The organism is Pseudomonas sp. R3-18-08, from assembly GCF_003852065.1.
Lineage (GTDB): Bacteria > Pseudomonadota > Gammaproteobacteria > Pseudomonadales > Pseudomonadaceae > Aquipseudomonas.
Genome location: NZ_CP027729.1, coordinates 3,835,637 through 3,857,852, shown reverse-complemented (window position 1 = coordinate 3,857,852; position 22,216 = coordinate 3,835,637). Strand labels below are relative to the sequence as shown.

Genomic DNA, 22,216 nt, shown 5'->3' with positions numbered 1-22,216 from the left:
GTTTTTGTTGCGAAAACGCCGTAGAATTTCGGCTACGCAAGGGGGGCAGTCTTGTATCTGGCCCAAATCCTTGAGAGTGATGCGAGGCTTGACGGTGACTCATTTTTTTTCCAATATGCGTTTGCGCCATTGACGGTGGCGTTCAGCCCTAGCTTGGAAAAGCCTCTGCACCGTCGTTACAACTTCCTCCCTCTGCCACCTTGAATGGTCAGCTGATACTAGGGCTTAGCGTTGATCGTGAGAGGCTAGGCTATGAACTTCCCTGATACCCCTTCGCTTGCTGCTTTCAAGTCAGATGCAGCTGTTCTGCTTCACGAGCTGCGTAGTGGTTGTCGCTCTGCATTGGACAGAGCAATTCGTGCTCAGTTGATCAGCCCGGGCCCCGCCAACCGAGACATCTGCCTGCGTATTCTTGCTAAAGAATACGGTGTGACATACAAGAAAATTGTCGCTCAAGATCGGTTGATTTCGAGATATGCAGCGCATGGTTTTTCTCAAGGCTTGTGGCGACAACCCTATGAAGGAGGTTTTCGTCGAGCCCGATTTTTACTACAATTTGACGCGCTTGTTGAGTGCCTCCGTGACCAGGTTCCTCTTGCACTAGCTGCGGAAAAACGAGGCGTGGACTTCAGTGGTTTCCATTTCAGTTCGTTGCTATTTAGCAGAATTGGGCGTGTTCTCGAACGCAAAAAAGTACCTGACTTCAGCTATCTACAGGCGCCTGGGAGCCTCATACACTATCAATGGTTCCAGGATGTTCAAAAGGCGAGTCACTCGAACTTCAGAAATGCGAAGTTTTATTCGATTACCGCAGATCCTGTAATTCAACCAGGTGCCTATGGCTGGGAAACTGACTTCAGCTATGCAGATTTGAGAGGCGTGGATCTTCGTGGTGCCTATCTTCGAGGAGCCCGTTTTTTGGGAGCTAAAGTCGACGGAGCTGACCTACGCAATGCAAATATCAACCAGTGCATATTTACTGGGGCTAAGGGGGCGTTCGTGAGCGGCGAAATTCTTTATCACAATTGGGACGTTGGCCAGAAAGGGGCTATTCCATGGTTGCCAGACGATGAGATCTGAATCGTAAAACATAAACTTCTGATGAATCCTTCAGCGCCTGGCTTTAACTCACTGTTTCGTGGGGCGGAGCAGGTTGGCTGCTATTAACTATGGTACTCGAGTTTTGCGGTTTGGCGACTGCCTAGCTCCTCGTGCCGCAGAAGAAGCTACCTCCGAGGGAATGAAAGCCGGCTGGATCATCTGATGTGGATAGACCTTTGCCTTGGATTTGACTAGGTGAGGTGACGGACAACTGGGTGGTGGTCGGTCGGCCCTATTAGGCCGCTCCATGGCCGACACCACTTCATTTTGGGAAGAAGAAGCTTCGTTGCTTTTTGAAGACGATGATGTCCGTTGTATGGATTTTGCTGGCCTTGCGCTTGTTCCACCGATAGCGGTTTGAATCTCGATCTCGTTGCTGCTGAGGAGCGCAGTATTGATGTCATTGGTATGGGCAGGAGTGTTGTTAGTTGTGCGATCGTGACGCGGGCGTACGCTCGTGATGCCCTCAATCTTCGCTTTATGGAATCCAAGTGATGTCGCTCACTCACGCTATCGAGACTTACATTCTTGCCAAAGATGGCAACCGGCCGCATCTCCTGCGTCGTGCATTCGCTGCCGATGCAGAACTTGTGATGAATGTTAAAACCGACGAAATATCCTTCCCTTCAATGGTGAAAGGCTTGGATGGTCTATCCGCCACTTTGGTAAGTCAGTTCGCGCAACGCTATGAAAATATCTATACGTTTTGTTTGGGGACACCGCCAGGCAACGTCGTCGTATTCCGTTGCGGTTGGCTCGTGTGTATGTCGACAAAACCACCGGGGCAGTGCGGATAGGTTTCGGCGATTATGAATGGGTTTGTCGAGATGACGCTGAGCTGATCTCGAAGCTCACCATAACGATTGAAGAAATGAGATCCCTACCCAGTGAGCCGGGTAATTCGATCTTTCAATGGACGAGCATGTTGCCCTATCCCTGGTGTGCGAACGATGTGCTGTTGCGAAGTGCCCCGGACATACCGGCGGTCCAGGAAATTGTAGGGTTTCTGGGGCGATACACGTGAGAACCACTGACCTTTTGTGTTACTGAGAGCCTGAGCCATGCGGATTACCTGCCTTCATACCGCCCAGAGCAATATTGCGGTGTTTGACGCTGCCGCGAAAACGCTGGGTATCGGCCCGAATATACTGCACCACGAAGTCCGGGCCGACCTGCTGGCGGCGGCCGAACACGCTGGCAAACTGACCGCTGACATAGCCTATGAAACGAGCCTGGCGCTTGCTTCACTTGCCCAGCACTGCGACGCCGTTGTGCTCACCTGTTCGACGCTCGGCCCGGCGATTGAAACTATCAGCGCACACGCCCAGGTGCCGATTTTGAGAGCGGACGAAGCCCTGGCATTGGCGGCCGTTCATGGCGGCAGGAAGGTTGTGGTGTTGTGCGCAGTTAACACCACCCTCGACCCCACCTCCCGTCTGTTTTCCCAAGCTGCGCAGCACACCACGGCATCGGTCGAGGTGCAGTGGGTGCCTGGTGCCTGGGCGCTGTTCAAGGCTGGCGACATCGACGGTTACCTGGCCACCATCGCGCAGGCTGCTGACCGCGCCTATGCGGCAGGCGCATCGATTGTGGCGTTGGGGCAAGCATCCATGAGCGGCGCAGCTTCGTTGGTGACGGCGGGCCCAGCGCCACTAACCCCTGCAGTAAAGGGGCTACAAGCTGCACTGGACGCGGTACTGAATAGTGCCAGACGCGGGTATGATCCGAGATAACCCGGCCCGATTGGACCCATGCTCATGCCTGCCTCCCAAACCCGCCCCTCACCCGCGCCATTCCTCAAACCAGGCGAGACCGTGGTGCTCTTCGACGGCGTGTGCAAGCTGTGCAATGGCTGGGCTCGGTTCTTGATTCGCCATGATCGTCAACGGCGCGTGCGATTGGCGGCTGTACAGTCGCCAGAGGGCCAGGCCCTGCTCGCCTGGGCAGGGCTGCCGTTGGATCAGTTCGATACCATGGCGGTAATTCGCGACCAGCACTATTGGGTGCGCTCAGATGCCGTTTTCGAAATCATTGCCCAACTGCCTGCCGGCTGGCGCCCACTGGGGCTGTTGCGTGGCATCCCACGTCCAATTCGGGATTGGGTTTACGATCGCATTGCTTTAAACCGCTATCGACTCTTCGGAAAATATGACACCTGCCTGTTGCCCGCCCCCGATCATGAACAACGTTTTTTGAAGGGAGGCGCCTGCTGAACCTGCGATTTTGGTGACCGCCGCAGGTTCTGCGGCGGACTTTTCAAGCTGAACCCAAGGTGCGTTAGTTAACGACTTCGCAGGGTCTGGTTGACGAAATGTAAGCCGCGCAGGTTTGAGGCACTCGGGCGCGCAATGCCTGTCTCGCATTATTCTTGGCGGCTGTGCAGGCGGCATGATCAGTGCCAGGCGCGGTTCCCGTCGCGCTGGCCCCTCGATTTGCAGGTGGGCATGGCATTGGAGCATTCGCTGCAACTGTTGCGGTGCCGATACTCTGACCGCGCGCCGCCGCTTCAGCTTTTGGTGTGTCGGCTGCGTAAGCACTGGTGGAGATTATTCCGGCCAACACCAATGCAGTTGCCATGATATTGAGTGACTTCAACATGTTCGATCCCTCGATTAGTTAAGCGATGAGTACTGTTTACCGTCCCTATGAGCTGCTGTTTTGCCTGATAGAGACTAGATCGCATAAAGCCACTCTGTAATATTTTTATTGGTTCATCTTTCGCTTTCCCACCGGAGCCCGCAATGCCCTCCACCAAACGCGACAGCGCAGGTATCGAACGTCGCCTGGTTGCGGCCCTGACCGAAGCCTGTGAAACCGCCAAGGCTGAAATCCCCGGCTTTGAATGGCTGACCCATGAAGTGAACTACGCCGCTTTCCCCCAAAGCCTGCGAGTGATCTGGGTATTCGATACCCGAACAAGCAAGGAGCAAGCCCTGACGAAGGGAGAAGACCAGCGAATGCGTGAACTGACAGGCACCGCGCTGAGCGATGCCGGTGTGGATCTGCCGTTACTGCACCGCTGCGTAGGATTCGATTCCGAGGAGGAGTGCCGTCTCCAACATGGTGGGAATTGGCGTCTGAGCCTGGGAAAGCGGGGCGACTATTGATGAGTGTCCGCTTCCTCAGCCGGATAGAACTCGCCGTTCTTCCCTATTTTTTCCAGCCGTTGGCGGGCGATCGACTCCACGCTGGCGACTTCACCTTGATCGTCAGCGTTGACCAACTGCAAGCACAGACGCCGGACATTCTGATCGTGGGTGCCCTCGCTGAGCATTTCATGGGTGAAGACTTGCTCGCCCCGCCATAGACATAGCGGCCTGTGAGCCCCGCCGAGCCATATCTCGTTGATAGATCGAAGGTCAGTGGTAGCCAGTTGATCCAGGGTGATGGTCTTGTCCATTGCGCTGTACCTTACCGATGGGGAGATATGGGTAGACTTACTGGCGCAGTGGGTCGTTCCCAGTTTCGGGAGTGCAACTGCCTCAGTGGTGGTGAGCCATGCGCCGGAGCAAGGGGAGGGGCGATCAGCAGTTGCGGCGTAGTTCGTGGGGGTGTGCGGACTATGGAGTGACTGACAGCTAACGGCCACAAGGAGCCAATCAGGTGCACCGAGCCAGGGTCAAGCTCTGATATTGGCAGAGCGATATCCTTAGCGCTTGCGGCAGAGGGGCGGGGTCGGTTTGCTATGACTCTCACGCCCGGATTCAAAACCTGGTCGCTACGACGAAGAAATCGATCTCCACCCGAATGCATTGACAATCAAGCGAGGTGGCAAGGCCAACTTCGCTCGCGCGGACGCGGGTTTGACAGCAGATGTCCGAGTTTTTGTAACCAAGCAGTAGGAAACTTCGGCCGTTTAGGCATCATGGCGAATAATGCTGGCGTCTTCACTGGCCTGAAGATAATCCAGGAGGAGAACGAGACGGGAATCGAACCATTCGACTCTAGCCCATTAAAGACCGCAAGACTTCTAGCTACAACTATAAAAAAGGTACTCATTTGAGCACTCAGCAAAAACTGAAGCTTGCATCAGTTTCAGCTGCTTGCCACCTCAGCTTAGCCCAGGTAATACGCTTGGGCTACTGTTCCATAACCACAGTCTGGACGCGCAAGTATTCGTCATCCCGGCGACCCAGCATCTCCTCGGGCGTACCGTGGATTGAGCTGACCGTCCCTTCGAGCAGGTTTTTAGCTGGGTGCTGAGCTCTGTCTTTACCAGGTCAGATGCCCTTATAATTAATGTGATAATGTCCTTTATCACCGTAGGAATGGACACCTTCGATGAAGCTCGACAAAGACTTGGTGCGCAGAAATTCTGCTGGCCATCGAAGCCAGCGGCAAAACCCCTGACTCTTAGATTGACCTCGCCATTGAAAGCCACAGCAAGGAGGAGACTTCCTACCACGTGATGCTGCTGCATGAAGCGGGATTAATTGTGGCGCAAGATCTTTGCTCAATGAGCGACTTCGATTGGAGGCCAAAACGACTGACGATCAGAGGCCACGAATTCCTCGATACCATACGGGATCGGGAGGTATGGCGTCTGACAAAAGCTGGAGCAGAGAAAGCTGGCGGGGTAAGCTTGGCGGTGATGCTGGAAATAGGCAAAGCATACGGCAAGCAAGTGCTCAAGGATCGGCTGGGGATTGATCTGCAATGAGCAGATTTGTATATACTAGCTAGCTCACAGCGCACAGCACGACGATATTCAATCAACAGACCGAGAGGCCCCGCACGCACCTTCTGAGCTTCTTTACAGCTAGGGTTCGCGCCGACAAAATGCGCTGCTAGCAGCTAACGCCCAGTTTTCAATTCATTAATCTCGGCGCGATAGATAGAAATCGGTCATAAGCGATTACCTGCATGGTCTACAAAATGAATGGTGATCAATTACCGTTAACTACGCCTCATGAGGACAACGCATCCTGCAATTTTTCTGATAATGTTCCGTAGCTGAACTCTCGATACCTCAATCCACTTTTGGTGAACATGCGAAAGAGAAAAAAGCGACCACCCTAGCATATCCGAAAAATACGGCATTCAGAACATCGAGACTCATAGGTGGACAAACTAAAAGAGAGTTTAACGTTATTCTTTTCGTATATATCAGAAAAAATAATTATAGCAACAGAAGTCATGCAAGCCTGGGTAAAAGATAACGGCTTCTGGTATCAGCTGAGTCTATCGTTGTTCTCAGCACTGATATTCTACATAGTTTTCAACGTAATACCTCAAGCAAAGAGGAAGAGCAAGCTTCGACTTTTGATAGTGCGGGACTTGAGAAAACTCAGGCAAGACCTATTCTTTCTGTTTTGTATCCTTATTCAAGAAAATCCTTACAATTCAGCGGGCTCCTTCCAGCATTCGATCACCGGAGGCAAGCTCCGGCGTAGAGAAATGTATCTCGGAGTACAAAACAAATGCTTCGAAAAAGACCTTCTAAACGACCAAAAAATCTCAAAATTACTTTTCCCAATAGATGAAGCTCTTAGAAAACAGTCCGCATCTGCAATAGAGCAAATTGATAAGATCTTTAACTTAAGCGAGTTCGCCTCACCAAAAGAAATAGTTTTGATTGAGGATATTCGAAATCTAATAAATGCCTATTCCCTAGAGTCGTCCCCGAGCAAATTTAAGCCTGTAATCTCAAACTGCGCTTACTTGATTCATGCTTACTACCCCCTATACCTACTATTCCTTAAGCTTACAGAAACTTTGCGAAAAGAGCGCTGCGTATCATCCAGCGAACTATACTCGTTAGCCGCAGAATACAAAGACAGGGGAGAATATAAGAAAAGTCTAAAAACTTATAAGAAAGCCGAAAAACTAGGTTGCCCCAATGCGGAAATCGAGCTCCAGATTGCGGCCTGCTACTTTCATCTTAATAGAAAAAACCACTTCCGCAAGCAACTGAAGCAAGCATTTGAAAATGGCCCTCCATACAATTCCCTAGTCTCGTGCAGACACACCATTATGGAGTTTTCAGATGACACTTTCGCATTGGAAATAATCAAACGCTCCGCGAGCGCTGATCAATACAATCAAATGCTTAAGGTGATAGAGGGCGAAGAGAAAGCAAAGGCGATTTTTATAACGCAAAACCTAGAGCTCTCTAAGTACTTTTCAGCACTCAGTCCAGGCTACCAAACGGTTGAGCAAATTGATGATTAAACGACTCAAACATAGACCGCGCATAATACCATTAAATTAAGGTAAAGTGTGGTACTGCACTTTCTACAACTTAACAATATGACGGTCGCCAACCCTACTAGCTAAACTTGATCTATTTTCCCAAAAAACCCAAGCATCCTCCCTTAACTCACATTCTCGGGATAAAGCTCATGACTGCAATATATGGACAGCATCCGATATCGCTAATCTCAAGCGGGCGGTGCTTCACCTTCACATCGTCTCCGCATAGACCGTTGCGCTTTGATTACAACATCTGAGAACGGCCTATCTTCTCTATTTGCCACCGCCAATCCGAAGCCAAAAAAATACGGTTCATCATCCTTATTCAGCAATCGCAGTGCCTTCTCTCGATGCGTACATATCTGAACTCCTACCGCCTCTTTGAAGCCCTCGTCTAAACGCCGCACTTCATCCAAAATCAGCTTAAAGACGGCCTCGCCAAAATCGGAAGCTTCTTTGCTACTGGGAAAGTATCCTTTGTGGATGACGGAGTTGCGGAGTTTTGATAACGGTTGGGGCAGTAAAGCCGGCTGCTTGCCGTCTTTAAAAGTTCTTATACCGATATACATCCCAAGCTGACGTTCCGACTGGGCCGCGACAGACTTCCACATAGCTTCCAGGTCATTTAGGTCGATTTTTTCTGACGTAAGCTGTACACGAATGGAAAATTCGTATAGCCGCTCTAATGCGGCCGCAAAACTGCTTACTGACTCTCGTAGATAGCCGTCCACCAGTGCTTCTAAACCGCTTTCAAAAAGCAGTTCGAAAGGAAGGTTATCTAAGATCGCCACAAGCTGGTGCCCCTCCGGACAAGCCGCTCGGTAGAGATTATGCTCCTGAACGAGTACTGTCCTGCTTCGAAGCACGACGCCATCAGGACCAAAGCCACCACCCTCCACTTGAGTGGCGAGCGCGCATTTCGTACAGGGGATCACGATTTCCAAATTTTCCTCTCCCTCATCAGCGGCGTGATGAAATCGGACTGATTGCGCTGGTCTAAATCACTATGAAATGGGCCACCAAGCGCTAACCCTTTAAGGATCGAAGCCTACCTCCTCCTTCCAGGAATTAGACATTCAGTCCTGATAAGATAATGCTGTCTATCTTGGACTAATCCTCGCAGGAGCGCCTCTACTGAATGAAAAACTATAAGCACCATCACGGTTCGCCAAATCCAATAATGGCGCAGGAGGAAGCGGCAATTTTGCTGAGTGTCGAGCGTGCACTTGCTTCCTCTACCAACTCACAAACAGTTGGCCGGAATGGTGAACTACCGTTTATCAGCTTTCTGCAACGCTACTTGCCAACTACCTTACGTGCTGTTTCAGGCCACTTCATCACTCCGAACGGGGATTTGTCACCCCAGCTAGATGTCATCGTGATCGATGCTCGCTACCCCCTTCTTTCAGAGAACAGCGATGGGTCTGCTCTCGTAATGCTAAATTCAGTTGTTCATGTCTATGAGCTGAAAACAAATTTAACTTCAAGAGATATAAAGAAAAGCATCGAGAACGCTATAAAAATTACTGCGCTTACCAAACAGATCAAAGAGTTTTCTCCTGGCGAGTGGGGCGCGCCTCAAATAACCCTATTGGGTTATCGCACAGAGCAGAGACACAGCTCCATCGAAAGCACATTTTTCCAGCATTCGAGACCTGAACTCGCTCCAATGGACGGCGTGATTCTCCGATGCCACCCGTCAGATTCAGCTGCTAATGACTGGCTTGGCGGTACCCTCCATTTGGAGCCGCCGTTTGATTCTGAAGGTGGTAAAAGCCAAAGAGCCGACGGTTACTTTCCGATGTTTATCCGAAGCCACACTCCGCTGTCGGACATTTACTACAGTCTGGTGCAGAACGCATATTACACGCTAGGGGAACGCGACTACTCATTCATTGACATAGGAGCACACCTTAATGAATACATGAGCTGGGCGACGGCATGAGCATGATTTCGCGATCGCTTTAACACCTTTAGACTCCGCTCACCGTTCTAGCCGGATATATAACCAAGACGAGAAAAAGAGAAAAAATTATTTATAGACTAGGTAATCCGCTTTTGCAGCATATGGCTCTGATGTGATCGGACAGAATAATTTTATTTTATCAGGGCTGCCCTGATTTCTCAGCTTTGAGCCAATAGCTGCTCTTCGCTGCTAGCTTATTTGTCGCGTTATCCCTAAGTTATGCGACGATTCGCTCGCACCGCTGGGTGAAGTTTTGCGGTGTTGCGTGAGCCTGTCGCAGGTGCTCAATTTTCTGCGACATGAAATGCGATAGCTGTGGCTCTGCGACGTATTGGGTGCAACTCCGATACGCGCTCGCCATTTTTCAGGGCAGGGATCAGCAACCGAAGCCTGTCACACTGGCGATTTTATGCCTGCCACGAATGTCCGGACATGGCCGGCTTCTGCCGGTCAGGACAGGCAGAACTGGCCGGGAGCAGCCATTTCGCGTCTAAAAATCAAGGGGAATCATTCAGCCGTTACCATTTCAAACAGAAACTGGTCAGCGCTCTTTCCGGCTTCCAGGAGTGGCGCTGAAAGCTCAACTAGAAGTGAATTGCTGTGGGTTGAGAAGAACTCACTGGCGATATCGTCTAGGTCGCAGCCGGCAGCTTGAACATGCAAATCAATGAGGGATCGACGAGTCGAAAGCAAGATAATCGGCCCCCTACCATCACGAGAGTGGATGTCCAGTACCCACGCCCCTTTCTCCTGACTGTTGAGCTTTTCGCACAACGCTAACAGGTAGCTACGAGCCTCTTGCTGGACTTCCTCATTGAACCATAAGCCAATACCGACAGAGAGATCCGGGATTCCGTCCGTAAACGGCCCAATGTACTCATAAACTTTTCCGGTAAGGGTGCCACTCCACAAAATGAGTTGAGCTTCACGACATTTGAATCCGTCATTGGTGAGCGTCAAGCCACAAAAAGTAGGCCAGATGAAGTCTCCACCACTACCCCCACGAGGAGTTCGGAGTTTCTCAAGACTTGTCCCCTGAAGCGCGATTCTAAGGCAGTTATCCGCAACTCTACCCAGCCCTGACAACCCTTGTGTGAGTCTTTGATAGGCGGGGTAGGCGGTAATATCCGCCAGATCGATACGGGTTCCGTTCATACCGTTGTCTCCAAGGAACTTTTTCAATTGTTTAGTGAGGTAATTCAATGCGCTAGTCGACGAGTTATCGTCCGTAAAAGCGCGTAAGTACTTTTCAATAGCACGCCAGTACAACGTCTGATGGGTCCAGTCCGATGGAGGCAAAGTAGAGTGTGTAATCAGGACAAGGCCGCCAAACGTCTCCTTCCGACTTCTACGGTATGACTGGTACATGGACAATTGATCCACTCGCCCCAGCTCATCTTGGTATTCGGTAAATCCAGCTGCGATTTTGCTCTCGATGATTAGGAAGAAATTAGAGCATCGTCCAATCAGGTCTGGGCGTTTACCCTCCGCCCCGTGGTCGCCTGGGCCGATGACGTGCTGAGTCTCCCAGACAATTGAATTGAGATTATTCAATTCTCCAAGTTGGGTCGGTGCCAGTTTGAAGAGGTCAGTCAGCACCTCTGTGACTCGACCAGCGAGCGTCACTTGACGTAGCCACTCGGCGAAGAGTTCGGTGAGAAAATCCTCAAGGGGTGTCCGAAATTCGTTCTGTCGGAACGCGAACAAACGGTCGAAAAAACTCATACCTTTCCTTGGGCGTTGAGGCAAGCGCAGATTCTGGCACAGTCAGATGCTCATGAGCTGGCTAAATGCCGTTACGGTCTTTGAAAACTCGCTCATGTTGATCGCCCCCCCCCAACAATGACTTCCGAGAGCAAAAACTGGATTTAAACAGAACGTCCGCCTTTGGCCGATTGCAGCCCTTGGCGAGAGGCAGCAATCAGTCAAAAGCAGTCAGTATTTACGAAATCGGGGGCTATTCAGCGGCAAGCTTTTTTCGGCAGTTGTCACTTTGAGTAAAGCGGCCGGTATGATGAGGCGAAACGGATGTGGCCTATTAGTGATGGGGACTGCTATGAACGTGTTTATCAGCTCTGTAGTACGTAATTTTGAGCACTATCGTGCGGCCGCCAAAAAAGCAGTTTCTCTGTTGGGGCACACTCCCGTGATGTGTGAGGATTTTGGTGCAAGACCCTATTCCTCTGAAGTCGCATGCATGACTGAGGTTGACCAGGCCGACGTAGTGGTGCTGATTCTTGGCGGGGACTTCGGCTTCAAAACCCACACAGGTGAGTCCGTCACTCAGCAGGAGTTCCATCGCGCAAAAGCTGCCAATAAACCCATTCTGGCTTTTCTGGAAGAGGTTCCGGTCGAGGATGATCAAAAGCGCTTTCACTGGGAGGTTTCCGATTATGTCGACGGCCTTTTCCGTTCCACCTTCACAGGTGATCGCGATCTCTCAGACAAAATCATCCAAGGGCTAAGCCAACTTGCAGCCAGTCGCAGCGCCATTTCCGAACAGGAGTTCGTTCAGCATCTGCAGAATCGTAGCAACAGCCGAAATTGGAATAGCCGGCCTCGTGAAGATCGCCTAGAGCTCGTGTTTCTGCCGCAGCCCATTCTCTCGGGTACGTTGCGTTCCATGCACACCCAGCATGATGAATTCTTCCTCAAGCTTTCTAAGGCGGGCTTGGTTTCTATCAAGGGTGGTTACAAGTCATTTAACGAGGGAGACATCACCGGCTTAGATGCCGAGGAGGCCTCTTGGCGGCATCACGATAATGGGATGAGCTGGCTCTCTATTCCTCTGGCAGCCCCAGGAAAGGGCGGCGAATATTTTGCTTCCTATTACATCTCGCCCAGCCGGCTAAAACGCTTTGCGGAAGAAGCTTTTAGTTTGATTAGCCGAGGTAAGGGAGGCTGGTTCCAGCTGGGGATCTACGGAGTTTCTCACCAAGTCTACGCAGAGCCGCCAACCCCCCCTGCATCGTCGATGTCCATGCCGCACCGCAGTGAGAAAAACATTGAGGAAAGAAAACTGCTGATTCCAGCGTCACAGGGCGTTTTCAACCAGTGGCTGGAAGACGCTTTGTTCCGTATCGGGCGCAAGCTTTCCTAAAGAATTGAGCTTGGCCAGCAGGCGGGAGGGGATAAGCAACAATGAACCCTTCGACCCCTTCGTGTCTCAGCTTGGCAGTTCTTCTAGCTTGAAGATTCGGTTGTCAGCCTTGAGCGCTGCAAAGGCTCCGCAATATGCATAGGGCTCGCTAAATGAAGTGCTGGGCGCATGAATGTTGAAGACCTCAACCTGGGGAGGGTGGTCGCTTCGCCGTACCACTTACCGATCATCAGGGCAATTCATCACTCTAGCAGTTCCGCCGCCGTTCCTGGACTCAGGAACTCGATGACAGCGTCGGCGAACAGTTCTGGCTGATCCAGCATGATGAAGTGAAAACTGCCGTCAATACGCCTGAAGCTGATAGTTGGGGTCGAGACATAGGCGTTACGGAACATAGCATCAATGTGGGACGCCTCTATGCCGTAAAGCGGGTCATAGGCATAGACGACCTCGACAGGCACCTTGATGCGTCCAAGCTCAGGTCGCAGGTCAGTGACCATCAGCTCATACATGGCATTGGCCATAGTCCTTCGGTCCGAGTTCATCCCCGCAGCGACCAAGGCTGGCCTGACCGCTTCAGTTTTGGCCAGACGGGCGATGGAGGCCTGCTGCAGGGTTTGCGCCTGCTCAGGGGTTGCGGTCAACATTGCATCGCGCATCGCAGCCGCCTGCGGGGTCGCCGTTTCACGGGTCGCGAAGGGATCGAACAGCAATGTATAAAAGGGCATCGCATCGACAATCATCAGGCGTCCCACTTGATCGGGATGACGAGCACCCAGCATCAGTGCCACCTCACCACCCAACGAATGACCGATGATGACCGGCGCCTCGAGGCGCTGGCTGCGGATGTATTCAGCGATTGCCTCGACCGTCGGCGCGACTACTTTCCCTTCTGGGTCGGACACGGCAGGCGAGCCGGCAAAGCCAGCTACCTGTACAAGGTGGAGCCGATGGCTCTGTCGTAGTCTGGAGGCCAAATCAGCCCATACGTCGCGGGACGAGGCAAATCCTGGAATCAGGATGATATCTGTCCCCGAGCCTTGTACCCGCACCGAGATAACACCCTGGTTGACAGTTTCTGACGGCAAGGGTGCAGGCTGGGCTGGCGATGCAGACAACAGCGCCAACGTGGCGCCGATCCCGGCAAGAATCATTTCTGCACGCATGGCGTTCTCCTTTTCGCGCAATGCGAAATGACTTTTACAATTTCACGGGTGCCAATTACACCAGCGTCCCCCCAGAAAAAACAAGATGGCTGCGTTAGACGGCCGGAAAAGGACTGAGCCGAGTTCATTGGGACAGTTTGGCAATCACCTTGATCTCGAAATCAAAACCGGACAACCAGGTCACGCCAATAGCGGTCGCCGTCGGATAGGGCGCTTCGCCCCAGTACTCGGCCACTACTTCCCAGATCGTTTCAAATGTCGAGTCGGGGTCGACCATGAAGATGGTCGTGTCGACCACATCCTCGAAACTACTGCCGGCCTCGGTCAGGATTGCGTTGAGGTTGGTGAAGGCCAGGCGAACCTGTGTCGCGAGGTCCGGCTCGGCCGAGCCATCCTTGCGGCTGCCGACTTGACCGGATACGAACAGAAAACCGTTTGAGCGAATCGCCGGTGAGTAGCGGTGGAGCTCGTACAGTGCATGGCGGTCAGGCGGGAAAACCACATCACGTTTGCTGGTCATTGCATCTCTCCTTCGGGGCCGACGTGGCCCGCTGTTTACGATGGAGTCAGTGTAAAAAGACGGGCGACCTGAATAAACGCGCAACGCTGGTCATGACTGTTTGTAGAATCCAAACTATCCAGACCCCAGTGAGGCGTGAAATGGACCGTTTCGATGCAATGCAGGCCTTTGCCCGAGTGGTGGAAACCGGCAGCTTCACCAAGGCGGCAGCCACCCTGCACATGAGCAAGACCACCGTGACGCAGCTCGTCCAGCAACTGGAAGCGAGGCTGCGCGTGCGCTTGCTCAACCGCACCACACGCAAGGTCAACGTCACCGCCGATGGCGCGGCCTACTACGAGCGCGTCATCCGGCTACTGGTCGATATGGACGACGCCGAGACCAGCCTGTCCAGCGCATCGATGACACCACGCGGGCGCCTGCGGGTGGATGTGCCCAGCCCGTTTGCGCGAATGCTGCTGATACCCGCCTTGCCGGGGTTCTTTGCCCGCTACCCGGAAATCCAGCTGACCCTGGGCGTGAGCGATCGGATTGTCGACATCATTGGCGAAAACGTCGACTGCGTGGTGCGCGGCGGCGAAATCGTCGATCAGTCGCTGATGGCAAGGCATGTGGGCGATCTGCACATCGGCATTTATGCCGCGCCCGGCTATCTGCAGCGCTTCGGTACGCCAGCGCACCCCCGTGAGCTGGAGGAGGGCAGGCACAGTACCGTTGGCTTCCTCTGGTTTCGCACAGGCAAATCCTTGCCCTACGCGATGCAGCGTGGTGAGGAACGCATCGAGATCCAGGGGCGCCCGCAACTGACGGTCGACGACGGCAATGCGTACCTGGCCGCCGGCCTGGCGGGTCTGGGCATGCTTTGGCTACCGCAGTACATGGCCAAACCGCACCTGGTCAGCGGCGAGTTGCTGCCGCTGTTCGAGGACTGGCACATGGCGCCAATGCCGATGTACCTGGCATTCCCGCCAAATCGGCATGTCAGCGCCAAGGTGCGGGTGTTTATCGACTGGGTGATAGAATTGATGGCCGAGCATGCGCCGGTGGTTAGGTGAAACAGGTGTAAAACCGTTTCAGGGCTAGATGCTCTAAACGTCTGTAATTGGCCGATCGCTGATGGTCGGCGTGGTTCAGATTCAAACGCAGATTGAGCAAGCCGGTCTCTCACCCAGCCGTTCTACCAACCTGATGAGATAACCGTCGGGATCCTGGACGATGAATTCGCGCTGGCCTACTTCTACATTGTCAGCCCGATACCAGGTGTCCTTGCATTCTCGAAAGAGTGGAAATCCAGCCTGATCAAGTTTTCGCAAGATGGGGGCAACGGCATCAACATCAATCTGTAGGTTGATTCCTCTTCCAAACGGCTTGGTCAACGGCGCAGTCAGCCATTGACCTGCCTGCGAATCAACCTGCTCAAGCATTACTTGAGCACCATTCAAATCAAGGTAGGCGAAACCATCTTCCGGGCGCTGATAGGCTACTGTGAGCCCAAGGCAAGAAACCCAGAAAGCGAGGCTGCTTTCGAGGTGGGTGACCATAATTTCCGGAACCAGTTTGTTGCGTTCGAACATGAGATGACTTCCATTTCAAAGACTTATATGCGGGCGGCATGTTCTGCACCGCGAAGGAATCAAAGTGAGCGTGATGATGTACGGTCGGATGGGAATTATCGAGATGCGTTGAGTGGCTGATTCTCGCCGATTGCAGCCCTTGGCGACAGGCAGCAATCAGTCAAAAGTAGTCACTATCTACGAAATTGGGAGGCTATTTAGCGGCTAGCTTTTCTCGGCAGCTGTCACTTGGAGTAAAGCGGCCAGTATGATGAGGCGAGACGGGCGATGGAGGCATGCTGCATGGTTTGCGCTACAGACCATTCGGCCTAGCCATGTGAACAGAAGGGTAAATTGTTTAAGCTGTTAAATGTTTCTGATGCTGGATTGATTACATCATATCAGTCATGTAATGGGGCGGAATGTGTCACCTTGATGAGCTGCGCCGGCCGATGAAGGTGTCGAAAGCCGGTTACAAAACCGAGGGAGGAGCATTGCAGTGGCCCTTACCGTCAGAGGTGTGGCAATATGCCACTCACGCCTTTCGGCTTTACAGCAGTTACTAGTATCACTCCAGGAGGTCTATCCATGCATGACGCATGAGTCAAGCACAAACCAATCCACACGTGCCGCTGGAAATTGCACTACAGCCGTAATTGAGGCTTGGTTGCCAGTTGATGACGGCTGTCGGATAGACTCCCTCTCAGGTTTTCTCCTGAGCAAAGAACTTTTTCTCGGAACTATGGATTCCGGTAGGTGCGTATGGGGCATTTAGAACAAACAGCGGCGGATAAAAGCGCTTTAGGTTTCGAGTATCAGGATCTCGTGCTTGTTAATATTCTGCTGGGCTTAAAGCCAGGGGAAAAAATTGGGCTGGAGGTGTTTGATGACGTTCATACCGAGAGTATCACTGAAGAGCTATGCCTGATTCAGGTGAAGCATAGTCTTTCAGGGGGGAATATAACCGAGAGGGACATCGATCTTTGGAAGACCTTGTATAACTGGTGGAAGTCGGTGCCGGAGTTGCCGTCCGGAAAAAAGGTTGAGTTCCAAATATACTCAAACAAAAAGCTCAACAATCAAAATCTTATTGTTCTTCTGAAGTCTGCAAAGGAGAACAAGGAAAAAGTAATTGATGCGATTTTGGATATTTTTAAAGATATTCAGGCGGCTGAGGCGTTAAAAGCGCCAACCGATCCAGAAAACCCTATTTTCAAATATGTAAAAGCCCTCGCCACGGCCAAATCTGAAGAAGTAAATTTTCTGCTGGAGCGCTTCAGTTTTCACACTGACAGTGGAAGCGTCACACATCAGATAAATACAAAGCTATCCTATTTGGCAGTGCCAGATAGTAAATTAGATGATACTCGAAAATTTGTTATTGGAGCCTATAAAGAGTTCAAAGTGGAAACCATTACGTCGGGAGCGAAGGTGTTGATCACCTATCAACTATTCCGAGTGCAGATGGGTTTTGACAGAATTTTGAGATTGTCGAGGAGCAATGAGGTCGATTACGATCGCTACTATGACAAATATTATCACTTTCGGAGCTTGGAGAGTCTTTCGTTTTTAGGGAGTATTTTCAGTACTCAGTTGTTAGATATTGGTAAGACTAATGCTGATGCGATTGAACACGGAATTGAGATGCTCGCAACTGAGGAATTGATAGGTGAATTGAAGAAAGAAGGTGACTTCACCTATCAGGATAATGTCCGATTGGAGCAACAGTGCGAGATAAGCTGGAGACATATACATAAGCAAGCGCATGGGGCATTTTCCCAAGTTGGTTCTCAGCCGCACTTAGCCGCGCAAGCCTGCTATGAAAAAACGTTGGGCAAAGAGTTAAAGATAAAAAGTATCGCTCTTCCAGACGGGTTCAGTCGAGGAAAATTCATTAAGCTGTCTGATACCCCATCGATTGGATGGAAGATTGATTGGCAGGAGCTTTACCAAAAATGAATCCGCTTGTAATGAACGAAGTACTCGGGATTTTGGCCTTCCAGGCAACCTTGGCAAGCATGCCAAATCGGACGATCGAACTTCCCAATTCGCTTTTGATCTTGCCGTTAATCTTTAATAAGCGTATTCGCTCGATTTTGCGAAATAAAAACGTAGTGTATATAAGCAGCCGTGATCTGGTGCTTTCTTTTCCCAAAGAGTTCTCTGCACTGAGTAACTACTTCTTAGATTTATCAGCTACGTCTGTGAATACAATATTGCTGGCGTGCGAGATGGGTATCGCAAAGTTTGACGAGAAAACCCTGTCTCTCAATTCTGAGATTTTTACCTCTGCAAATTCAAAATCGGTTGGGCAGCTCGGAGCCGAGATTTTTCTTGCTGCTCCGAGGTTGGCAAAAGTATTAGAAGAAAATGGCACTGAGCTATATCAGAATTTTAGGATTGTTCTATGAGCAGTATTCAAATACAAAACATTGTTTTATGGCAAAAAAATGGAATTCTGAGGAATTTAGAATTTCTTGAGAATAGGATCAATGTGATCACTGGTGACTCTGGAAAAGGCAAGTCATCGATACTTTATATTATTGACTATTGCCTCCTCGCCAGCGCGACGAAAGGAATATCAAAAACCAATATCGACTCCAAGGTCACCTGGTATGGTCTTAGGATTAATATCAACGGGCGTCAGATTTTGATTGGGCGGCCTTCTGAGGAAAATACAGAAACCTCTCAGGCTTACTTCTCCGAGGATGGCATCATTCCGGAAACGCCAATGTTTAACATTAAAATTGATAATCTTAAGAAGATTCTAAACGATGCGTTTGGTATCGATTCTGAACTAAAGATTCCCTACGGCGGTAGACATATTCGGACCGGCTCTAAGGTTTCCTTTCGTAGCTTTCTCCCCCACAGCTACCAAGATCAGAACGCTATTATTGCTCCTGAATATCTGTACATTCGACCGGCTGACGGACGATACCAAGAGTCTATTGAGCGAACTTTTAGAATGGCGTTGGGCGTTGAGAACGCCAAAACATCTACCGCAAAAACAAAGTTGCTCGAGTTGGAGCAGAAACAAGTTGCAATTGAACGTAAAAGAGAGATTTTTGAAAAAAATAAACTAGCGTTTTCGGACGATTTGCAAAGTCTCGGCCGAGAGGCTGCTGCGCTGGGCATTATCGAGAGTGTTCCAGCCGACGTCGACACGCTTTTGAAAAAACTGAAAGAGCTTGTAATCGATTCGGATATAGCTTTACCTGGGAAGGGCGAGGCGGAGGCGCTTGAGAGAAAAATATTTGCCCTTCGCTCAAAAAACAGAAAATATGAGGCGTTTGCTGATAAGAAACTAGAGTTTTCTAACTCTGCTAAACAAGCAGAGGATGCATTACGCCCAGTCGAGTTCTTTAACGAACATCCTGAATTGATATTTCCATCGGAAATGGCTAATAGCCTGATACATCATCTTCAAACGCAACTTTTTCGAATTCGTGCTGCTCTCAAAAGCAAGAGCCAAGCTCCATTTTTAGCGGAAGTCAAAGATTTAATATCAGAAAACATTAAAGAAATTTCCAAGCTCGAAGAAGATTTGGTTACGCTGCAAAAAAATCAGAAAACTCGTTCCAGTCCTAAAGAATACTACAAATATATAGGCAGGCTTGATACAAAGATCCAGCTTTTCAGTGACTCAGACAATCATGCGTTTACTTACGATCCTGAAGAGTTTCAGACCAAGGTTGATCAGCTTAAAAGTGTGATTGAAGAAGATAATCTCAAAGTGGAGTTAGCCGAACAGAAACTTAATGGATTTATTAATGATACGCTCAAGAGGCTGAAGCTTAAGGGGTACGATAATTTCACGGCTCGATTTAGTGAAAAAGAACGCTTGATTCATCTGTTTTCTGAGGATTTATCTTCAATAGAGAAAATGCCTGACATCGGCAGTGCATCAAACTATCTGTATCTACACCTAGCTTATTTTTTCGCGATCCACCAAGTTGCTAAGCGCCACAAAGTAACATGGATGCCTTCATTCATGGTTTTGGATCAGCCTAGCACTCCTTATTTCTCAAACGAGGGAGAGCCGACTGATGACATTATCAGTCTTGATGCTGCGTTGATTGAGATGAATTCTTTTGTCAAACTGATGGACGAAGAGGGTGGGTTTCAGATAATACTGCTTGAGCATATCAAGGAAACACATTGGAAACGCTTAGCGTTGGACCGGTTTCATTTGGTAGATAAAGAATTGCGCGGCGATTATGGTCTGATTCTCGACTAAAAATAGCGGCGTATCACTTTCGTTATAGGCTAAATAGCCTCTTGAACTACGATTGCAGTGGCTCGGGTAGAGGGCTCGGCCTCGCAAAGCCCATTCATCTCGTCACCCTCTGAGGGTGCGGCTGACCGCTACTATGGCCGTTTTTCTGCCCGTCACGATAGGCAGAAAACGACCCAAAGCAGTCATTAATTACGCCGAATAAATTAATCAAGCATAGCGGAGAGATCAAGTTCACTGATTAAACCATATTTATAAATCAACGATAAATCCCAAGATGCTGGCGACTTTTTTAACTTTCTCCGCCACCGTCTGTGTATCACTAAAATCGATATGGCGAGAACACATCCCTTCAGAGGTGGTTGATAGCTTGTAGCCTAAGTTTATGCATTGGTGAGGGGTTGAGACAGTAAAAGCTACTAATTCTCTCTGTTTGCTAGAAGTGAGTCCTTCGTAATCACCTGCGAAAATTATCGCTTTATAAGGCCGGTTCTGCTCGATTCCTTTGGGGAAGCTGAGTATAGATACAGTAACACAACGAACCCGCAGACATTTAAAGTTGTCGATCACGTTATCGTTATGAGTGTCTTTCTTTTCCCCAGTCAAAATGATTATTGGAGGGCTTTGCCATATCTTGAAATCTTCATGATGATCACAAAGCTCTCTGCTATACACAGATTTTATAAATAGCTTTCCTAGCTCTGTAATGCCTTCAGATTTTATTAGCCCCAGTTGGCGTAGAGTCTCAATCGACAGCGATCTAATCACCCCAAGTTTTTGGTTGTTGAATATGTCACTTTGGGACAAAACCCCATATCCATGCTTAGGGATCAACTCATTTTTAGTCGCTATGTGTGCGAGCCTTAATAGTTCTAGGTCTTCATGAGCAAGCTGCTTGAGCGAAAGCATGAAGTGACGGCGGTACTCTTTCTCCAAAGATCCAAATTTTAACGTAATCGTTAATTGCGCATATGCCTCAGCTTTATTGCTATCGCTATCATTCACACATGCCTGCAGTAAATCGGCGAACTCAATATCTGTGGCTAACTCATTGGCAGCAGCATAGTCTGTCGTCGATATACAATTGACTAACGCCCTGCAGTAACGGCTTATGCGAATCTTTTTTTGCTCTTCATGAAATTCACGTAAGTGCTTTATGATGGTCGCAGGTTTGTCCAGTCCAGGAATCAATTCTGCAAGTTTCAATCCGTATTTTTCAGCCTTTCTTAGAAATCTAAGACTTTCTTTCTTATCCTCATTGAGTGTCATGCTTCCTCTCAAATTGTTTTTTTGAATTTGACGGTCATTGTACACCTGTAAGTAATATTCCTCGACTGTAGAATACTTGCCAATCTCAAGCGGCGCAGGTGCTAGCTTCGTTTCGCGTTAACTTATAAGAGTTTATTGTTCTCTGTTGAGTACACAAATTCTTGATATTTCACTGGAACAGTGTGTCGGTGCAGTGACGCACAATTGCCCTAACGCCATCAACTGGCTACTGTGAGATGTAGATTTCGTTAACATGAGTTTGAGCGATAGGGACCGCCACGCGATTGGGTGCTTTGGGCCGAAAGCTGCCACCGACTCATTCGATCCAACCATAGCTATTTAATCGGGTCCCTCTGTCTTCAGGATCCGCTAGCGGCATGCTACTAAACGTCTGCTCCTCGCAGCATAGCTCTTCATTTTGCATTGCCGCTGGCCCTCCACCAAACCCATCAAAAAGCAAATCGCCGAGCTGTTGTATACAGCCTGCAACAACTCAGCGATTAATCAGGCTTTTTGAGTTAAATGCTGTCAATCAACCCGTACACGGCGCCTCACGGTCAAGCAATTTGCCGGTGAGCAGTACGCCCAGTTCACTCAATTGATGAATCGCCAGCGCGACGTCGCGGTGTTTGCCGTGGAGGTTTTCGGACAGGTCGAGCAGCAGGGTGCTGACGCTGGTGAAGGTTTCGTAGCTGTTGGTGATGAGGGTTTCATTGCTGGCGTGGGGGGGGACGCTAAAGAGCGCGGTTGAATCGGTAGCCATTGTTAAGTTCCTTGCTTGGGCCACGACCTCATCGCTACTAAACAATAAGGCGGTAGCTGTACGCAGGTTAGTAGACCGGTGAAACCTAACAAAACCGGCGCGCCCGAGGGCGCCCTACGCACAGCCACCATCAAGCACAGACGGGAAGTCTGATGGAGGGAGCGTGTGCACTTGTTAGGTTAAACCGTGGGCTACTAAACCCGATCGCCGAGAGATTCAGCGACCGAGCCACCTTAAATACGGCCACCCCAGCGCACAAGCCGGCGGATTCTGACGCAAGCGTAGGCAAGGGAGCAAGGTGCCGCAGGGTAGCGAACGCTGTATCCCTTCGAACCCACAAAAAAATTCAGCG

General features: G+C 50.2%; 21 protein-coding genes. 13 read left to right on the top strand and 8 right to left on the bottom strand.

Annotation, left to right across the window (positions count from 1 at the left end):
• The first annotated feature begins 252 nt into the window (after positions 1–252).
• From C4J92_RS17660 to C4J92_RS17640, 5 genes are all read left to right on the top strand, one after another.
• Complete coding sequence (locus C4J92_RS17660; RefSeq protein WP_124404763.1) at positions 253–1,080, top strand: pentapeptide repeat-containing protein; 828 nt, start codon at positions 253–255, stop codon at positions 1,078–1,080.
• A gap of 515 nt (positions 1,081–1,595) precedes the next feature.
• Complete coding sequence (locus C4J92_RS27250; protein WP_256657422.1) at positions 1,596–1,898, top strand: hypothetical protein; 303 nt, start codon at positions 1,596–1,598, stop codon at positions 1,896–1,898.
• A gap of 264 nt (positions 1,899–2,162) precedes the next feature.
• Positions 2,163–2,834 carry an aspartate/glutamate racemase family protein gene (locus tag C4J92_RS17650; protein WP_124404762.1) on the top strand — a complete coding sequence of 224 codons (672 nt, stop codon included), beginning with the start codon at positions 2,163–2,165 and terminating at the stop codon, positions 2,832–2,834.
• Positions 2,835–2,858: 24 nt separating this feature from the next.
• Positions 2,859–3,314 carry a thiol-disulfide oxidoreductase DCC family protein gene (locus tag C4J92_RS17645; protein WP_124404761.1) on the top strand — a complete coding sequence of 152 codons (456 nt, stop codon included), beginning with the start codon at positions 2,859–2,861 and terminating at the stop codon, positions 3,312–3,314.
• Positions 3,315–3,842: 528 nt separating this feature from the next.
• Positions 3,843–4,208 carry a hypothetical protein gene (locus tag C4J92_RS17640; protein ID WP_124404760.1) on the top strand — a complete coding sequence of 122 codons (366 nt, stop codon included), beginning with the start codon at positions 3,843–3,845 and terminating at the stop codon, positions 4,206–4,208.
• Here the strand turns inward: C4J92_RS17640 and C4J92_RS17635 are convergent.
• Complete coding sequence (locus tag C4J92_RS17635) at positions 4,202–4,501, bottom strand: hypothetical protein (RefSeq protein WP_124404759.1); 300 nt, start codon at positions 4,499–4,501, stop codon at positions 4,202–4,204. The genes C4J92_RS17640 and C4J92_RS17635 overlap by 7 nt on opposite strands.
• 1,008 nt (positions 4,502–5,509) lie before the next feature.
• Here C4J92_RS17635 and C4J92_RS17630 point away from each other — a divergent pair.
• Complete coding sequence (locus C4J92_RS17630) at positions 5,510–5,761, top strand: DUF2513 domain-containing protein (protein WP_256657505.1); 252 nt, start codon at positions 5,510–5,512, stop codon at positions 5,759–5,761.
• 401 nt (positions 5,762–6,162) lie between these two features.
• Positions 6,163–7,272: a hypothetical protein gene (locus tag C4J92_RS17625; RefSeq protein WP_124404758.1), complete on the top strand. Its 1,110-nt coding sequence runs from the start codon at positions 6,163–6,165 to the stop codon at positions 7,270–7,272.
• A 209-nt stretch (positions 7,273–7,481) separates the two neighbouring features.
• Here the strand turns inward: C4J92_RS17625 and C4J92_RS17620 are convergent, their stop codons facing one another.
• Positions 7,482–8,237, bottom strand: a complete 756-nt coding sequence (locus tag C4J92_RS17620) for a hypothetical protein (RefSeq protein ID WP_124404757.1) — start codon at positions 8,235–8,237, stop codon at positions 7,482–7,484.
• 194 nt (positions 8,238–8,431) lie between these two features.
• Here C4J92_RS17620 and C4J92_RS17615 point away from each other — a divergent pair, with 194 nt between their 5' ends.
• Positions 8,432–9,238, top strand: a complete 807-nt coding sequence (locus tag C4J92_RS17615) for a DUF6602 domain-containing protein (protein WP_124404756.1) — start codon at positions 8,432–8,434, stop codon at positions 9,236–9,238.
• A 528-nt stretch (positions 9,239–9,766) separates the two neighbouring features.
• Here C4J92_RS17615 and C4J92_RS17610 read toward each other — a convergent pair.
• Positions 9,767–10,984 carry a hypothetical protein gene (locus C4J92_RS17610; protein WP_124404755.1) on the bottom strand — a complete coding sequence of 406 codons (1,218 nt, stop codon included), beginning with the start codon at positions 10,982–10,984 and terminating at the stop codon, positions 9,767–9,769.
• 331 nt (positions 10,985–11,315) lie between these two features.
• On the opposite strand from C4J92_RS17610, the gene C4J92_RS17605 reads away from it, so the two are divergent.
• Entirely contained in the window at positions 11,316–12,359 is a 1,044-nt protein-coding gene (locus tag C4J92_RS17605; protein WP_124404754.1) for a DUF4062 domain-containing protein, read from the top strand.
• 242 nt (positions 12,360–12,601) lie between these two features.
• Here the strand turns inward: C4J92_RS17605 and C4J92_RS17600 are convergent, their stop codons facing one another.
• Complete coding sequence (locus tag C4J92_RS17600; protein WP_124404753.1) at positions 12,602–13,525, bottom strand: alpha/beta fold hydrolase; 924 nt, start codon at positions 13,523–13,525, stop codon at positions 12,602–12,604.
• A gap of 124 nt (positions 13,526–13,649) precedes the next feature.
• Complete coding sequence (locus C4J92_RS17595; protein ID WP_124404752.1) at positions 13,650–14,045, bottom strand: RidA family protein; 396 nt, start codon at positions 14,043–14,045, stop codon at positions 13,650–13,652.
• A gap of 140 nt (positions 14,046–14,185) precedes the next feature.
• Between C4J92_RS17595 and C4J92_RS17590 the strand changes: the two genes are divergently transcribed.
• A complete protein-coding gene (locus C4J92_RS17590) occupies positions 14,186–15,100 on the top strand; it encodes a LysR family transcriptional regulator (protein ID WP_124404751.1) in 915 nt (304 codons plus the stop codon).
• An 81-nt stretch (positions 15,101–15,181) separates the two neighbouring features.
• On the opposite strand, the gene C4J92_RS17585 is transcribed toward C4J92_RS17590, so the two are convergent.
• Complete coding sequence (locus tag C4J92_RS17585) at positions 15,182–15,619, bottom strand: VOC family protein (protein WP_124404750.1); 438 nt, start codon at positions 15,617–15,619, stop codon at positions 15,182–15,184.
• 735 nt (positions 15,620–16,354) lie between these two features.
• Here C4J92_RS17585 and C4J92_RS17580 point away from each other — a divergent pair.
• Genes C4J92_RS17580 through C4J92_RS17570 form a run of 3 tightly spaced genes read left to right on the top strand, consistent with a single transcriptional unit; the run spans position 16,355 to position 19,835 of the window.
• Positions 16,355–17,557 (top strand): hypothetical protein, encoded by a 1,203-nt coding sequence (locus tag C4J92_RS17580; RefSeq protein WP_124404749.1) that lies wholly within the window; start codon positions 16,355–16,357, stop codon positions 17,555–17,557.
• Positions 17,554–18,009, top strand: a complete 456-nt coding sequence (locus C4J92_RS17575; RefSeq protein ID WP_124404748.1) for a three component ABC system middle component — start codon at positions 17,554–17,556, stop codon at positions 18,007–18,009. The genes C4J92_RS17580 and C4J92_RS17575 overlap by 4 nt, the downstream gene beginning before the upstream one ends.
• Positions 18,006–19,835 carry a DUF3732 domain-containing protein gene (locus C4J92_RS17570; RefSeq protein ID WP_124404747.1) on the top strand — a complete coding sequence of 610 codons (1,830 nt, stop codon included), beginning with the start codon at positions 18,006–18,008 and terminating at the stop codon, positions 19,833–19,835. The genes C4J92_RS17575 and C4J92_RS17570 overlap by 4 nt, the downstream gene beginning before the upstream one ends.
• Before the next feature lie 249 nt (positions 19,836–20,084).
• On the opposite strand, the gene C4J92_RS17565 is transcribed toward C4J92_RS17570, so the two are convergent.
• Both C4J92_RS17565 and C4J92_RS17560 read right to left on the bottom strand, forming a co-directional pair.
• Positions 20,085–21,146: a hypothetical protein gene (locus C4J92_RS17565; RefSeq protein ID WP_124404746.1), complete on the bottom strand. Its 1,062-nt coding sequence runs from the start codon at positions 21,144–21,146 to the stop codon at positions 20,085–20,087.
• Positions 21,147–21,633: 487 nt separating this feature from the next.
• Entirely contained in the window at positions 21,634–21,864 is a 231-nt protein-coding gene (locus C4J92_RS17560) for a DUF6124 family protein (protein ID WP_124404745.1), read from the bottom strand.
• Between the last annotated feature and the right edge of the window lie 352 nt (positions 21,865–22,216).